The sequence below is a fragment of the Lentzea sp. NPDC004782 genome (genome assembly GCF_040609115.1).
Classification (GTDB): domain Bacteria; phylum Actinomycetota; class Actinomycetes; order Mycobacteriales; family Pseudonocardiaceae; genus Lentzea.
Genome location: NZ_JBEXJN010000066.1, coordinates 36,708 through 52,122, shown reverse-complemented (window position 1 = coordinate 52,122; position 15,415 = coordinate 36,708). Strand labels below are relative to the sequence as shown.

At 69.0% G+C, this 15,415-nt stretch carries 12 protein-coding genes; 4 read left to right on the top strand and 8 right to left on the bottom strand.

The window, feature by feature from the left end:
• Positions 1 to 138: 138 nt before the first annotated feature.
• A complete protein-coding gene (pip, locus tag ABZV40_RS39425; RefSeq protein WP_355454095.1) occupies positions 139 to 1,113 on the top strand; it encodes a prolyl aminopeptidase in 975 nt (324 codons plus the stop codon).
• Here the strand turns inward: pip and ABZV40_RS39420 are convergent.
• The 5 genes from ABZV40_RS39420 to ABZV40_RS39400 all read right to left on the bottom strand — a co-directional run bounded on the left by ABZV40_RS39420 (position 1,083) and on the right by ABZV40_RS39400 (position 9,198).
• Entirely contained in the window at positions 1,083 to 2,633 is a 1,551-nt protein-coding gene (locus ABZV40_RS39420; protein ID WP_355454093.1) for a tannase/feruloyl esterase family alpha/beta hydrolase, read from the bottom strand. The two genes, pip and ABZV40_RS39420, sit on opposite strands and share 31 nt — an antisense overlap.
• 46 nt (positions 2,634 to 2,679) lie before the next feature.
• Entirely contained in the window at positions 2,680 to 4,653 is a 1,974-nt protein-coding gene (locus ABZV40_RS39415; RefSeq protein WP_355454091.1) for an amino acid transporter, read from the bottom strand.
• 27 nt (positions 4,654 to 4,680) lie between these two features.
• A complete protein-coding gene (locus tag ABZV40_RS39410) occupies positions 4,681 to 6,807 on the bottom strand; it encodes a diguanylate cyclase (RefSeq protein WP_355454089.1) in 2,127 nt (708 codons plus the stop codon).
• A 130-nt stretch (positions 6,808 to 6,937) separates the two neighbouring features.
• Positions 6,938 to 8,746, bottom strand: coding sequence for a molybdopterin cofactor-binding domain-containing protein (locus ABZV40_RS39405; RefSeq protein ID WP_355454087.1), 1,809 nt, complete (start codon positions 8,744 to 8,746; stop codon positions 6,938 to 6,940).
• Positions 8,743 to 9,198, bottom strand: a complete 456-nt coding sequence (locus ABZV40_RS39400) for a (2Fe-2S)-binding protein (protein ID WP_355454099.1) — start codon at positions 9,196 to 9,198, stop codon at positions 8,743 to 8,745. The genes ABZV40_RS39405 and ABZV40_RS39400 overlap by 4 nt, the downstream gene beginning before the upstream one ends.
• A gap of 58 nt (positions 9,199 to 9,256) precedes the next feature.
• On the opposite strand from ABZV40_RS39400, the gene ABZV40_RS39395 reads away from it, so the two are divergent.
• Entirely contained in the window at positions 9,257 to 11,929 is a 2,673-nt protein-coding gene (locus tag ABZV40_RS39395; RefSeq protein WP_355454085.1) for a BTAD domain-containing putative transcriptional regulator, read from the top strand.
• Positions 11,930 to 12,004: 75 nt separating this feature from the next.
• Here the strand turns inward: ABZV40_RS39395 and ABZV40_RS39390 are convergent, their stop codons facing one another.
• Together ABZV40_RS39390 and ABZV40_RS39385 are read right to left on the bottom strand one after the other, a co-directional pair.
• Complete coding sequence (locus ABZV40_RS39390; protein WP_355454083.1) at positions 12,005 to 12,433, bottom strand: hypothetical protein; 429 nt, start codon at positions 12,431 to 12,433, stop codon at positions 12,005 to 12,007.
• Positions 12,434 to 12,510: 77 nt separating this feature from the next.
• Positions 12,511 to 12,939 (bottom strand): DUF2690 domain-containing protein, encoded by a 429-nt coding sequence (locus ABZV40_RS39385; protein WP_355454081.1) that lies wholly within the window; start codon positions 12,937 to 12,939, stop codon positions 12,511 to 12,513.
• A gap of 208 nt (positions 12,940 to 13,147) precedes the next feature.
• Between ABZV40_RS39385 and ABZV40_RS39380 the strand changes: the two genes are divergently transcribed.
• Entirely contained in the window at positions 13,148 to 13,810 is a 663-nt protein-coding gene (locus tag ABZV40_RS39380) for a DUF2306 domain-containing protein (RefSeq protein WP_355454079.1), read from the top strand.
• A 27-nt stretch (positions 13,811 to 13,837) separates the two neighbouring features.
• Positions 13,838 to 14,473, top strand: coding sequence for a peptidylprolyl isomerase (locus ABZV40_RS39375; protein ID WP_355454077.1), 636 nt, complete (start codon positions 13,838 to 13,840; stop codon positions 14,471 to 14,473).
• Here the strand turns inward: ABZV40_RS39375 and ABZV40_RS39370 are convergent.
• Positions 14,445 to 15,386 carry a hypothetical protein gene (locus tag ABZV40_RS39370; RefSeq protein ID WP_355454075.1) on the bottom strand — a complete coding sequence of 314 codons (942 nt, stop codon included), beginning with the start codon at positions 15,384 to 15,386 and terminating at the stop codon, positions 14,445 to 14,447. The genes ABZV40_RS39375 and ABZV40_RS39370 overlap by 29 nt on opposite strands.
• Positions 15,387 to 15,415: the final 29 nt, after the last annotated feature.

Here is a 15,415-nt window from a genome sequence, read left to right as displayed (position 1 = left end):
TCGCGCCGCCCGGTCCCGGGCTGGGGCTGGGGGTGGGGGTCTTTGTGGGGCACTTTCCCCACCTGGTGTTGTTTCAGGTCCCTATACCCCCACAACGGGGCGTGGCCGCCACGGCCAGGAAGAGCCCAGAATGGGGTTGTGTACCCACAGGTGAAGCCCTATGCCCAGGGCATGCTCGACGTCGGTGACAACCAGCGGATCCACTGGGAGGCCAGCGGCAACCCGGACGGCAAGCCGGCCGTCGTGTTCCACGGCGGCCCCGGCTCCGGCTCGAACCCGCGCTGGCGCGAGGACTTCGACCCCGGCCACTGGAACCTGATCCTCTGGGACCAGCGGGGCTGCGGCCGGAGCACCCCACCGGCGAGCGACCCGGCCACCGGCATGGAGCACAACACCACCCAGCACCTGATCGACGACGCCGAGAAGCTCCGGGAACACCTCGGCATCGACAAATGGCTGCTGATCGGCGGTTCGTGGGGCTCGACGCTGATCCTCGCCTACGCCGTCCAGCACCCGGACCGCGTCAGCGAGATCATCATCCCCGCTGTCACCGCGGGCCGGCCGGTGGAGCTCGAGTGGATCACCCGCGGCCTCGGCATGTTCTTCCCCGACCACTTCGAGGCCTTCCAGAACGGCGTCCCCGAGGAGGACCGCGAGGGCAACCTGGCTCTCGCCTACAACAAGCTCCTCAACTCACCGGACCCGCACACGCGGGAGAAAGCCGCCTGGGACTGGAACAAGTGGGACCTGTCCACGATCACCGGCGGCGACAACGACTTCACGGGCACCAGGTATGAGGACCCGGTGATGCGCTACCAGATGGCACGAGTGGTCACGCACTACTGGGGCAACAACTGCTTCCTCGAACCGGACTACATCTTCGACAACCTCGACCGGCTCAAGGGCATCCCCGGCGTGCTCATCCACGGCCGCAACGACTTCGGCGGGCCGCTGCACACAGCGTGGGAGATCGCGAAGAGGTGGCCCGACGCCGAACTGGTCATCCTGAACGACGCGGGCCACCAGGCGAAGGACGGCAACAGCATGGATCAGGCGATCACCGCAGCCGTCGAGAAGTTCCGTCAGGGCGCAACGGGTCCGGGCCGGTGGTAGAGATCCTCACCGGCCCACCGGATCCGGTCCGAGAAGCCGAATCCCGGCGCTGCCACGAAGTTCGCCGCGTCGTCCACAGAACCCGATCCGACGTACTTGGCGCGCAACGGATACGGGAACACCGGGCGAGTGCGCACGACGTTGCCGGAACTGTCGCGGCCGGTGGCGACGAGACGGTGGGGTGCGTGACCACCCTCCACCCACGACACCAGCGCGCGGAACGGGTCGAACTCGGTCAGCGTGTCACCGCCGCTGCAGTGCCACATCGACGGCACCACGAAAAGCCTTGCCCAGTCCTGCGGTTTGCCACCGGTCAGGCGCTGCCAGTAGTCGAGCGTGCCCTCGAACGGGATGCCCTGGTCGCTTGCACCGTGCCAGATGATGAGCTTGCCACCCGCGCGCCGGAACTCGCTCAGGTCGAGCGACATCGCGTTGGCCTTCACCGTCTCCGGAACCAGGCGGCGGAACTCGCGCAGGGTGAACTCGAAGTCCGCCAGGGACGAGTGCGGTTGTCCGATCGGATAGGTCAGGTGTTTCAAGGCGTTGTCCGCGAGCTCCGCGGCGATTCCCCTGCCGAGCCCCGGGGTCGGGTTGAGCCAGTACGTCCACGAGATCTCCGAACCGTACGGCTGACCACCGGGATAGAGCCGCACGCCGTGGTCGGACGGTCCGGCGTAGAGCCGGCGAACGCGCGCGATCTCGTCGTCGGTCAGCTGGCCGGCCAGCGTTCCCGGATCGAACTTGCACAGCCGCGGATCGTCGATCTGGCCGTCCACCAACCCGTCCAGACCGTCGCACGCCGAGATCACCGCGCTGTGCAACAGGAAGATCTTGTCGTTCGGGATGGTGTTGCGCGCGATCCACGCCTCGTAACCGACCAGGGCGCCGATGTAGGCCGCCGGCGCACCGGCGATGATGCCGTCGAAGTCGTGCGGGTAGCGCTGGGCCAGCAGCAGTGCTTCACGGCCGCCGTTCGAGCAGCCGCCGAAGTACGACTTCGCCGGTGCCTTGCCGTAGAACGCCTTGATGACCGCCTTCGACACCTTCGACAAGGCATGTGGCGCACGGAAGAAGTAGTCGTCACGGGCCTGCTGGTTGTCAACGGCCCAGGTGGTGTCGAAGCCGGGCGGCGCGGCCTGGTGGCCGTCGTCGGTGGCGGCCACCGCGGCGTCACCGACCGCCGGTCCGCAACCGGCCGGGAAGGCCGGATCGGCGATGATTCCGCAGAATCCGCCACAGCCGTACTGGACGTAGCGACCCTGGTAAGCGCGGGTCGGCAGCTTCAGCTGGAAGCCGATGTTCGGCTCGATCGTGCCGCGCACGTCGCAGAACTCCGTGTCACCGGAGACGACCGCGGCGGACTTGACCCGGGTGCGGGCACCCGGCACGTCGAACGTGCGCACCAGATCGGCGCACGAACGCACCGGCCGGACGGAGGATTCTCCTGCGGCGGCAGCGGGAGCGATGCCCGCTGCCACCACGGCGAGCGAAGCGAAGAAGACCAAGAGCTTGCGGTGCATGGCGTCCTTCCCCCTGTAGACGGACGTACAGGGGGAAGTCTGGCAGCTAACCGACGTGCACGCGTGGCCGTCGGGACGGATCCGGCTCGGCCGAGCGGATGATCTCGCGTACGACCGGAGGCGTATCGCCGCGGCCGAGAATCAGGTAGCGGAAGAGGTGGCCCAACGGGTTTCCCTCCGACCACTCGAAGTGCGCGTGCGGGATCACGCCGGTGGAGTCGCGCAACGCGAGCAGGATCGCCGCGATCGCGTTCGGCGCGGCCGGTGCGGAGGCGCGCAGCACGCGGTGGCCGTCGACCTCGACGCCCTGCACGCACAGCACGTGGCTGAACGACGACGGGTCGACGATGTCGATCTCCAGGAAGATCACGTCCGCGGTGCCGGGCACCGGGTTCATGCCGCGCTGCTCGGACTCCTTCTCGTCGTACTCCGCCTTGTCACCGTGCTGGCGGCGGTTCGCGATCAGCGTGATCCGGTTGTCGAACGAGAGCGTGTCGGTGATGAACTGACGCGCCTTCTCGTCAAACTTGATCTTGTCGACCCGCAGCTCCGTGGTGCGCGAGATGCGCGAGACCAAGGAGATCACGACGATGCCGAGGATGAAGAACGCCGAGATCGTGATGCCGTCCGGCTTCTCGATCACGTTCTCCACCAGCGCGTAGACCAGGATCAGCGTCAGCACGGTGAAGCCGATCACGGCGCCGCGCTGCTTCTTGCGCCACGCCGACACCGTCACCGCGAACGAGCCGGACACCATCATCGCCAGGATTCCGGTGGCGTACGCGCCGGCCTGGGCGTTGACGTCGGCGTTGAAGATGATCGTGATGATGATGCAGATGATCGTGTAGACGATCACCACCGGGCGGACCGCGCGGCCCCACTCGGGCGCCATGCCGTAGGACGGCAGGTAGCGCGGCACGATGTTGATCAGGCCGGCCATCGCGGACGCCCCGGCGAACCACAGGATCAGGATGCTGGAGATGTCGTAGGCGGTGCCGAACTCCTCGCCGAGCAGCTCGTGGGCGAGGTAGGCGAGCGCCCGGCCGTTCGCCGGGCCACCCGCCGCGAACTTGTCCTGCGGCACCAGCACTGTCGTGATGAACGACGTCGCGATGAGGTACACGGACATGATCAGCGCGGCGGTGGTCAGCAGCTTCCGGGTGTTGCGCACCCGGCTCGCCATGACCTCCTCCGGCGTCTTGCCGGTGGCCGAGACCAGCGGCATCATGCTGACGCCCGTCTCGAAGCCGGACAGGCCCAGCACGAGCAGCGGGAACGCCAGGATCGCCGGCCCGATCACGCCGAAGACGCCGTTGCCGTGCTCCCCCAGCGCCGCGAGCCAGCGGTCAAGGGCGTCCGGCGTCGCGAAGACCTTCACCATGCCCACGACGGCGACGACGGCGTTCAGCGCGAGGAACACCACCACGAGCGGGATCGCGACGCCCACGGCCTCGCTGAAGCCCAGCAGGAACACCCCGCCGAGGATCAGCAGCAGCACGATCGTCAACGCGAGCTCGTGACCGCGCAACGCCTCGGGGACGTACGGGTTCTCCAGCGCGTGCACCGAGGCGTCGGCCGCGGACAGGGTGATCGTGATGATCCACGACGTCGCCACGAACCCGAGCAGCACCAGCACGAAGATCTTGCCCCGCCAGAACGGCAGCAGGTCCTCGAGCATCGCCACCGAGCCCTGCCCGTGCGGGCTCTCCTTCGCCACCCGCCGGTACATCGGCAGCATGCCGAGCAGCGTCAGCGCGACGATCAGCAACGTCGCGAGCGGTGACAGCGAGCCCGCGGCCAGTGCCGCGATACCCGGCAGGTACGACAGGGTGGAGAAGTAGTCGACGCCGGTCAGCGTCATGACCTTCCACCACGCGTGCGGCTTGGCGTGCGACTCGGTGCTCTCCGGTCCGCTCGGCGACACGCGGTCCGCGAGCAGCCACTTCGCCAGCGTCCCGCCTGGCGGGTCCGGTCGTTCCGGGCTCGGCACCTCGGCGGGCAGGGCGTACTCCGTGCTCATGGTCCAGAGCATGCCAGGCCGTGCGGATCATGGCCTCCAGTCGGCCGGAAAACCGGCTTCCTGGACGGACAAACCGGACGGACGCAACATGCCGATGCTGCCCTGCGAGTGCAGGTCCAGGAAGAGGTCCACGACGTCCGGGTCGAACTGCATGCCCCGACCGGCCCACAGCTCCCGTCGCGCCCGGTTCTCGTCCAGCGCGGTCTGATGTGGACGATTTGACCGCATCGCGGCCCAAGCCACGCAAACGGACAGAATGCGCGCCTCGGCCCGGATGTCCGCACCGCGAAGACCGTCCGGGTAGCCGTCGCCGTCGTAGCGCTCGTGCTGCTGGCGGATGACGTGCGCCACGCCCGCGAAGCCAGGAACCATCCGCGCGAGCCGGTAGCCGAAGTCCGGGTGCTGGCGCAGCAGCCGCCACTCCTCGTCCGACAGCGCACCGGGCTTGGTGAGCACCACCTCGGGGATGATGATCTTGCCGATGTCGTGCAGGCGCCCCGCCAGCTGCGCGACCCGGATCGTCGGCGCGTCGAGCCCGAACTCCCCCGCCGCGACGCCCGCCCAGCGCGACACCGAACGGCTGTGGTCGTAGCGGTGCAGCCACCCGTCCACCCGGTCGGCGACCTGGCAGAGGAACTCCGCCATCGCGCCGTCGGTGTCCGGGTCGACCGCGGGCAGCGGCTCGGGACCCACCGCGATCCGGTTGCGGCCCGCCGCCTTGGCCGCGTAGAGCGCGCGGTCGGCGATCACCACGATGTCGTCGGGGCCGTCGCCGTGCGTCGGGAAGCTCGCCGACCCCACGGACACGGTGACGGACAACGGGATGTCGTCGTTGCCCGCGTTGACCGGGATCGGCTTCTCCGCGACCCGTTCCCGCAGCCGGTTCGCGATCACCGACAGCCGGCCGGGACCGGCGTCCGGGACGAGCAGCGCGAACTCCTCGCCGCCGTACCGCGCGAGCACCTCACCCGACCTCGACGCCGCGCGCAACCGGGCCGCGACCTCCATCAGCACGTCGTCGCCCGCCGGGTGGCCGTAGTTGTCGTTGATCGACTTGAAGCGGTCGACGTCGATGATGAACACCGCCACCGAGCCCTCGCTGCGGCGTGCGCGGGCGATCTCCAACGGCAGCTGGGCCTCGAAGAACCTGCGGGTGTGCAGCCCGGTGAGGCTGTCGGTGATCGCGAGCTTGCGCTGGTCCGCGACGAGCCCCGCGAGCCGGGCGATGATCAGCAACGACAGCAGCGCGCCGCCCGCCGCGAGCACCAGCACGTCCTGCGACGAGCCGACCTCGTGGATCAGCATCAGCACCGGGGCGGCGAGCGCGGCCGACGACAGCGCGATGATCCGGCCCCGGGACAGGCCCACGTCCTTGACGTGCGCGCGGTCGACGAGCCGCGTCATCGTCGGGTGCAGCGCGGCGGCACCCATGCAGAGGTTGGCGGACAACCAGATGGCGTCGAGGAAGTTGCCGGCGTGGTAGCTGCCGTCGAGACGTTGCAGCACGTAGATCGTGTCGGCGGTCAGGATGCCCAGCAGGTTGGCCGTGAGCAGCACGAACGCACGGGGCCGCGGACCGGCGCCGAAGATCAGGCGCAACGCCACCACGAACAGGGCGAGGTCCATCATCGGGTAGCCGAGCGAAACGATCTTCACCAGTGCCGGTGACGTGAGCCGCGCCTGCGGGCCGATCACGTAGAGCCAGGACGCCATGCCCGCGACGACCGCGAGCACCGCGGCGTCGAGCAGGCTCGGCAGGTCGAGACCGGGGGTGCGGCGGCGGATCAGCAGGATCACGCCCGCCACCATCAACGGGTAATGCCCCAGGTAGAGGATGTCCGCGTACGAGGGGTAAACGTCGTACCGGAAGACGTAGTGCGATGTGTAGAACGTGAGATCGGCCATCGCGTAAACGACCTGACTGAGTGCCAGGAACACCCACGGCCGCCTCCATTGGGGCCGGTTGCGCTTGACACCCGCGAATGTCGCGATGGCAGCCGAGGCGCTGATCGTGCAGTAGAGCACCACACGCACCGTTTGTCCCGTTGTCCCCGCAGGGCTGACCGGAATCAGGTAGTAGAGACCCAGCAGCAGGTGACCTGCCACCAGGTACATCCACCACGCTCCGGTACGGCCGGCACGGAAGATGGTCACACGAGACCCCTCGTTCTACGACTTGGTCGAGCCAGGTGATGATGCCCGACTTGGGATGACCGCGGCACCGCCGTTACTCCAATGAGGTGACCCACCAATACGGACGCTACCGCAAATCCCTGTTCTGTTTTCAGCGTGAAAGAAAACCGAGTGCCGCTGCGGCAGCCGGGTACGCCAGCTCACCCAATCCGCCCACGGGCGCGTCCGACGCCACCACCACGACGGTGATCTCCGGCGTGTCGCCGATCCTCGCCCACGGGTAGTCCGCGAACGATTTTTGCACGACTTTTCCGTGTTTGACGGTGATTCGCGCACCTCGTGCCACCGAGAGCGCGTCCATGATCGAGCCTTCGACCTGTTGGCGGACACCCGACGGGTGCAGTGCGGGGCCGACGTCCACCGCCGCGGTGATTTTCGTGCGGCCGTCGCGTCCCGTTTCAGCGATCACCGCGACGACCGAGCCGTAGTCGCGATGACAGGCGACGGCTTGTGGTTCTCCGTCATGCGCTTCCGCGGCGGCTTCGAGCGTTTTCCTGACCCGTTGGTCAGTCAGCAGCCGCAGCCGGCGTTCGAGCTGGTCGTGCGGGGTGGCCAGCCCGCTCAGGAACATCTCGTCGGCACAAACCAACTGACCCGCGTAGACGCTGCGCCAGAAGCCGGTTCTGATCGGCGGTGGCAGGATGGCGAAGTGGCACTCCCCCTCCACGTCGTACGGGTACTTGTTGGCCGACATCATCTTCATGACCTGGGGGTTGCTCGTGACGTCGAGCAGTGACGAGAGAGGCCACGTGGAAACGGCGTGATCTCGCCAAACCGGCAGACCTTCGTCGTTGACCGTTGCTCGGATGCGATGGACCGACAATGGACGGTACGAGTCGTGCCGCATGTCGTCGTCTCTTGTCCACAGCACTTTCACGGTCCGGCCGGTGTGCCGTGCGAGTTGGACTGCTTCCATGACGAAGTCGACCTCGAACTTCCGCCCGAACGCGCCACCCGCGCGGGTCGGGATCACCCTGACGGTCGCGAACTCCTCTTCCAGAAGTTTGCGCACCCGGTCAGGTGCCTGGGTCGGGGCCCACAAGGTGACCTCGTCGCCGGTGACTTTTGCCGTCGCCGTCGGCGGTTCCATAGGCGCGTGGGCGAGCATAGGTGTGACGAAGATCTTTTCGATGTACTCGCCCGGTGGTGTATTTCCTTCCGGTAGAGCGGCTTCGAGGTCGGCCAGCCACCGGTCGCTGTCGGCGTCGGGAAATCCGCCCTGCCAGGACGTGTCGAGGTTCTCCCGCGCTTTGAGGGCGGTGTAGGTGTCGTTGGCGAGAACGGCGAACCCGCTGTCCATTTGGACGACTTCGGCGTTGCGGACGTTCGTGGCGTCGAAACCCGTTGGGGTGGCGCCGATCCACGGTGGCCTGGCGACGACCGCGACCAGGTCCGCGGGTTGGTCGATGGCGTAGGCGAGCTTGCCGGTGACGATCGCGTGCCGGTCGACCCGTTTGACCGCCGGGTTGCCGAGGACGCGCCATTCTTCCCGCGGCGTCAGCACCACATCGGACGGCGTGAGGGTCGCGGCCTCCTCCGCCAGCTCCCCGTAGCTCAGCCGGTCGTCTCCGCGGTGGACGAAACCGCTGTCGGCACGGCACTCGTCCACCTCGGCCTGCCAGCGCCGGGCGGCGGCCTCGACGAGCTGGTGCCGGACGGTCGCCGCAGCGGTGCGGATCGGCTCGTGCAGGCGCTGCATCGCGTTGGAGTTCGCGGAGATCTGCGGGCCGTAGGTGTCCGGATCACCTTCTGCCTGCTCGATCACGAGGCTCTCCACAGGAACCCTCAGCTCCTCCGCGACCATCATGGCCACGGCCGTGCGCACGCCCTGTCCCGTGTCCGGAACGGGGACGGTCACGGTGATCCGGCCGTCCGCGTCCACTCGGACGAAAGGGTTCACGACTCCGCCTTCATCCGGGCCACGGCGTTCCTGATCGCCCTGCGGATCCGCGGATAGGTGCCGCACCGGCAGACGTTGTCCCGCAACGCCTCGTCGATGTCCTCGTCGGTCGGGTCGGGGTGCTTGGCGAGCAGCGCGATGGTCGCCATGATCTGACCGGGCTGGCAGTACCCGCACTGCGCGACGTCCTCGTCCAGCCACGCCCGCTGCACCGGGTGGTCCTCGACGCCCTCGATGGTGAGCACGTCCTGCTCCACCGTGCTCGCCACCGGGTGCTGACACGGCCGGAACGCCTGGCCGTCCACTATGGACGTGCAGGCACCGCACGCGCCGACCCCGCACCCGTACTTGGTTCCGGTGAGCCCCAGGTGATCTCGCAGAACCCACAACAACGGGGTGTCCGGGTCGGCTTCGACGTCGCGGACCTCCCCGTTGATCCGCAGCCGATGCATCGTCACGTCACCGAGCGTAGCGGCCACAACGCCGTTATGAACGGGATATCGTGGGCCCGTGGACGGCGTCCGGTTCGGAGTGCTCGGGCCGCTGCTCGTCACCCACGGGCAGCGGGTCGTGCGCATCTCCGCAGGTCAGCCACGTCAGGTTCTGGTGCTGCTGCTTTTGCACGCCGGGCAGACCGTCAGCGTCGACCACCTCATGTCGATCTTGTGGGACGGCGATCCGCCCGCCAGCGCGCGCAAAGCCGTCCAGGTGCACGTCTCGCAGCTCAGAAGGGCTCTCAAGGACCTGCCCGGCGTCTCGCTGGAGTGGTCGCGGCAGGGCTACCGGCTCGACATCCCCGACCGGTCGCTCGACCTGCAGCTGTTCCGGGAGGCCGAGGACCCCGACGAGGCCCTCGGCCACTGGCGGGGTCCCGCGCTGGCCGAGCTGACCACCAACACGCAGCTCGCGAACCAGCTGGAGGAGGAACGGCTCGCGGCGATAGAACGACGGGCCGACAAGGCGATCAGGGAGGGCCGGCACCACGAGGTCCTCGGCGAGCTGACCGGGTACGTCACCCAGCACCCGATGAGGGAACGGTTGCGGGGCGCGCTCATGGTCGCGTTGCACCGCAGCGGACGCCAGGCGGACGCGCTGCGCGTCTACGACGAAGGCCGCCGGCACCTGGCCGAGGAGCTCGGGCTCGATCCGGGGCAGGAGCTCAAGGACCTGCACGCCGCGATCCTGCAGGGCGACATCCCCGCCGTGCCGCGCGAACTGCCCGCGAAACCCGAGCCGTTCGTCGGCCGCCGCGACGAGCTGGCGCTGATCACGGGCGCGGCCGACACCGTGATCGCGGTGCACGGACCCGGCGGGCAGGGCAAGAGCGCGCTCGCCACCGCGGCGGCGCACGCGATGGCCGACCGCTTCCCGGACGGTCAGCTGTACGTGGACCTGCACGGCGCTACGCCCGGCCGGTCACCGCTGTCGTCCGCCGAGGTGCTCAGGAGGTTCCTGCGCGCACTCGGCACGCCGCCGCTCGCGGTGCCCACCGACACCTCGGAGGCGGCCGCGCTCTACCGGTCGACGCTGGCCAGGCGCAAGGTGCTGGTCCTGCTGGACAACGCCGTGGACGCCGCGCAGGTCGGCCCGCTGCTGCCCGGTGAGGCCGGCTCCGCGGTGCTGATCACCAGCCGCCGCATGCTCGCGACGCTCGGCGCGCGGCACGTCCGGCTCGACCCGCTGCCCGAGGAGGACGCGGTCAAGCTCCTCGGCGACGACAGCGACGCGGCGCGGCAGGTCGCGAAGGCGTGCGACCACCTGCCGCTCGCCCTCACGATCGCCGCCGCGCGGCTGCGGTCACGGCCGGACTGGACGACCGCCACGCTCGCGCGGCGACTCGCGGACCAGCGGCACCGGCTCGACGAGCTGCACTTCGACGACCTCGGCGTGCGCACGAGCTTCCAGCTGAGCTTCGAGGGACTGGACGAGAGGTCCACCAGGGCGTTCATCCTGTTGTGCTGCCTCAACGTGCCGACGGTCAGCGAGTCGACCGCGCAGGCGTTGCTGGGGCAGGACGACGTCGACCGCGTGCTGGACCCGTTGGTGGACGCCAAGCTCGTGGAACCGTGCGGGCCGGAGCGGTACCGGGTGCACGACCTGCTGAGGTTGTTCGGCGCCGAGCACCCCAGCGACGAGAAGCACGACGCGCTGACCCGTGCGCTGACGCACTACCGCGAGACTCTCACCGCCGCGCTGAGGAAGCTGCGCCCGCACGCCTACGGCGCCTTGACGAACTCCGCCACCGAACAGGACCTCGACGAACCGCTGCAGTGGCTGACGGACGAGGCCGAGAACCTGTCGGCGGCCGCGCGGTCCACGATGGACGAACCGGCGCTGGCCGAGCACGCCCTCGCGATCGCGCACATGCTCTACCCGCACCTGTTCAAACAGGACAGAGTCGCCGACCTGGTCGAGCTCGGCCAGATCGCGTCGCGGGCGGCGCGCACGATCGGCACCTCGGCCGCCCTGCAGACGGCACTTCTGGTGCAGTCCGCGGCCAACCGCCTGATCGGTGAGTTCGAGACCGCCCGCGCCCAGCTGGAAGAGGTGCTCCAGGCGCGCGCCGACGACCCGTTCGGACAGGGCCGCGCGCTCTCCGGCATCGGCACGATCCAACGGGAGCTGGGCGAGCTCGACCAGGCCTCGGCCACGCTCGCCCGGGCCGTCGAGCTCATCTCCGCGCACGGACCTGCCGGTGCGCAACGGGTTCCGCTCTCCGCGCTGGCGCAGGTGCACCAGGTGGCCGGGCGGTACGAGGAGGCGCTGGCGGCCGCGGTGGAAAGCCTGAAGCACGCCCGCGCCGATCGTGACGCGGCCGGAACGGCGTACGCGCTGGCCTCGCAGGGGCAGGCGTTGTTCAAGCTCGGCCGGTGGGACGAGGCGCTGGTCGCGCTGGACGAGTGCATCGAGCTGTGCCGGGCCACCGGCGAGCACAACGACGAGTGGCAGGCCCTGCTGTGCCGCGCGGAAGTGCTGCTGGCGCTGGGGAAGCCCGATCAGGCCGCCGAGGACGCGGGGCGCTGCCTGGAGATCACCAGCGCTCGGGGCGACCGGTACGGCGAGGGCGTGGCGCACCTGGTGCTCGCGAAGTGCGGACTGGAAACGCACGCGGACCGGGCGGCCGAACTGCTCGGCACACCCGGTCTGCGCAGGGACAACCTCTTGGACAGCGTGATCAGCTAGCGTGCCGGCTGCTCGATGAAGGGCTCCTTCATCCACCACAGGTGCAGGATGGAGCCCTTCATCGACGGCGCATGCTCAGCAGCGCTGGTCCGTCGCGGCCGAACCCTCGCCGTTCGACCACTCGAGCTGGCCGTACGCCTTGGTGCACACGGAAAGCGTGTTGGCACCGGACGACCAGACCTCGGCCTGGTGGTTGCCGCCGCACTTGTAGTCGACCAGGCCCTGGCTGCCCGCGGAGACGCCGGAGCAGGCCCACCAGTTGCCGCTGTGCGAGCTGCGGAAGCCCTCCCACACGTAGGTGTAGGACCAGTTCTTGTTGCAGCCCTTGAACTGCTTCACCGACGCGATGGTGGTGCTGCCCGACTTGATGTACGCGGTGCTGCCGATCTGCGTGACGCTGCCGCAGTTCGGGTTGGTCTCGGCGTTCGCCGGCGACGCGATTCCGAGCATCGCCCCGGTGACGAGCGCGGCGGTGCCGACTGCGCTGGCGATCCTGATGAACATGCTTCTCCCTCAATGGTGTTGCAAAGGCACAGATGCGGGAAGTCAGTCGGTGATGTAGCCGGTCACGGCGCGCCCCCTCAGCAGTCGCTGGACGCGAGTCGTTCGGACTGGTGGCTGCCGTCCTTGGCGACGTACAGCACCTCGCCGTGGGCACAACCTGGCGCGAAGACCATGTTTCCCCAGTGCGTGCCGGGCGTTCCCGGCGCGACGAAGCCGACGTGGTCGTTGCCCGCCCACACGGTGATGCGCAGCGCGGAGTCCCCGCCGGGGTAGTCGGTGATGCGGACCCAGTTCGTCCGGCAGGTCGGCGACCAGCGCAGCTCGGCCCGGCCGGACGGGTACATCGGCTTGCTGTCCGCGACGGTGGAGCCGCTGCTGCAGCCGGTGGCGACCGGGTCCTTCTCGTTGCAGCCGCGCCCGCTGCACGACGCCGCGCTGGCGTCCGGCGCCATCAGGCAGCTCAGGAGCGTCAGGCCCGCCGCGGCGATCAGGCTTGTCGACTTCATGGCGCTGACATTGCTCAACCGCGCTCACAGCGATCTGACAGCTGCACCCCGCCGGGTGTCAGCGAGGTGTCAGAACCGCAGCACAACGCTGCGTTCGTGGGCGCACCGAACCCGGTGGACGCGTCCAGCAGCAACCCTCTCAGTGGACAAACCAGGGACGTCAGCGAGCGGTGCGCGATCGGTCAGCGGCGTTGGTCATCGTGACCGCATGACGTGGTTGCGCAAGCCTTGGGTAGGCCCGTTGGCCTTCGTGGTGGTAGCGTTCGTGGCGTTTTCGCTGCCGCCCTATCTGACCGGTGACCGTGCATCGGCGCGTGTGCAGTCGGACTGGGGACCGCACTATCCCCTGCTGGTGGTGCACGTCGTGTGTGCGTCGATCGCGATCCTGACGTGCGTCGTGCAGATCTGGCCGTGGTTCCGCGGCCGGTTCCCCGCGTGGCACCGCCGCATCGGCCGCGTCTACGTGCTGGCCGGTGTGCTCCCGGCCGGACTGTCCGGTTGGGTCATCGGCTACATGACGCCGTTCGGTCCGGTCGCGATGGTCAGCAACGTGCTGATGGCCTCGCTGTGGCTGATCTTCACCTGGCTGGCGTGGCGCGCGGCCCGGCAGCGGCAGTTCCGCGACCACCGCAAGTGGATGATCCGCAGCTTCACCCTGACCCTGTCGATCATCACCAACCGGATCTGGGGCGTGGTCGCGTTCCTGCTGCTGGCCGACCGCGTGCCGGAAGCCCAGCTGCCGGGCACGATCGCCGGGATCTCGACGTGGGCGGGGTGGACGATCCCGCTGCTCATCTCGCAGTGGTGGCTGGAACGCAGGCCCGCACGGCGCCGGACCGCGGTCGAGCAGCGAGAAACCGTTCCCGCCTGACGGGCCTGACGGCTACGGTCGGAAGTCATGAGGCTACTGCTCGCCGTGTTGATGATGGTCGTCCTCGCGCCCACCACCGCCCAGGCCGCACCGCCGACCGCGAAGTGCGACTTCATCCCGACCCCGCAGAACCCGGCGGCCCGCCCGGTCGGGCCGCCGCCCGCGACGGTGCCGGCGAAGGGCACCGTCAAGGTCACCATCGTGACCAACTACGGCGTGGTCGTCGCGAAGCTGGACCGCGCCAACGCCCCGTGCGGGGTGGAGAACTTCGCGCACCTGGCCCGCAGCTGGTTCTACACGCTGTCCCAGTGCTGGCGGCTGACCGACACCGCGCGGCTCGGCGTGCTGCAGTGCGGTGACATCTACCGCGCCGAGGAAGGCGGGCCCGGCTACCGGTTCGCCGACGAGGTGACCGGCAAGGAGACCTACCCGCGCGGCACCATCGCGTACGGCAACCAGGGGCCGGGCACGAACGGCAGCGAGTTCTTCATCGTCCACTCGTTCGCCAACATCAAGCCCGTGTACACCGTGATGGGGCACGTCACGCACGGCATGGACACGCTGGACCGCATCGTGCAGGCCGGGATCGTGCCGCAGCCGGACGGCACCCTCGACGGCGCGCCGAAGAAGCCCGTCAGGATCCTGCACGTTCTCGCAGAGTAGCCAGGATCTTCGACACCATCCCGAACGGCAGCATGCCGAGGCCGGTCAGCAGTTCGGGGCCTCGTTCGCCGGCCAGGATGCGGCGGAACGCCTGCGCCATCGGCACCGCGCCGGGGTTCTGCTCCAGGCCGGCGAGCTCGGCCTCCAGCTGGTCCGCGTGCGTCCGGTCGCCCTCCGCCTGCAGCACCACGGCGGTCATGAGAGGCGACCAGTCCCGCATGGTCTCGTGCGCCCGTTCCATCGCACGCGTGACCAGTTGGCTCAGGTCGTCCGGTGCGCGCTGTGGCAGGCGCTCAAGCAGATCCCACAGCCGCACGCCCTCGACTTCCTCGGCGAGCGCGCAGATGTCGTCGTTCAACGACATGCGCTCGGGCAGACCGAAAGCGAAGGCGAACATCGCCAGCATCTCGATCTCGTCCCGCGAGGTCGGGGCGTCCGTCCTGACCGCGATGGCGGCCGCCGCGAAGTAGTGCGCCAGCACCCGAGCAGACCCGTTGCCGACACGGCTGAGCAGCACCGCGAAGTCGTGGTGCTGCTTGCTGATCTCGTGCGGTTCGCCTGCCGCGTAGGCGAGTCCCAGCGCCTCGGCCTTGAGCTCGACGGCACGGGCGTGGTTGCCCTGCTGGTCCTCGATCGCGGCCAGCTGGTTCGCGACGTGGAACCGGCTGTCCGCGAACTCCGCCATCGCCCGCCCGGCGGCCACCGCGCCGGGGTGCAGACGCAGCTGCCGACCCTCGACCTCGACCAGGCCGTGTTCGGACAGCACCGCGAGCTCGTCGGCGGCGTCACCCACGACGTACGTGTAACGGTCGTTTTCGTTGATGCAGCACAACGTCAGGAACATCCGCCGAGCCGGTTCCGGCAACGACCGCAGGGCGTCGACAGGATCCTCGTCACGCAAGAAGGGCTCCACGCGCACCAGCTTCGCACCGCGGTCAACCT

Coding starts and splice junctions, on each gene's coding strand:
- ABZV40_RS39420 (WP_355454093.1), bottom strand. CDS start 2,633: ATGCACCGCAAGCTCTTGGTCTTCTTCGCTTCGCTCGCCGTGGTGGCA.
- ABZV40_RS39415 (WP_355454091.1), bottom strand. CDS start 4,653: ATGAGCACGGAGTACGCCCTGCCCGCCGAGGTGCCGAGCCCGGAACGA.
- ABZV40_RS39400 (WP_355454099.1), bottom strand. CDS start 9,198: ATGCATCGGCTGCGGATCAACGGGGAGGTCCGCGACGTCGAAGCCGAC.
- ABZV40_RS39390 (WP_355454083.1), bottom strand. CDS start 12,433: ATGTTCATCAGGATCGCCAGCGCAGTCGGCACCGCCGCGCTCGTCACC.
- ABZV40_RS39385 (WP_355454081.1), bottom strand. CDS start 12,939: ATGAAGTCGACAAGCCTGATCGCCGCGGCGGGCCTGACGCTCCTGAGC.
- ABZV40_RS39380 (WP_355454079.1), top strand. CDS start 13,148: ATGACGTGGTTGCGCAAGCCTTGGGTAGGCCCGTTGGCCTTCGTGGTG.
- ABZV40_RS39375 (WP_355454077.1), top strand. CDS start 13,838: ATGAGGCTACTGCTCGCCGTGTTGATGATGGTCGTCCTCGCGCCCACC.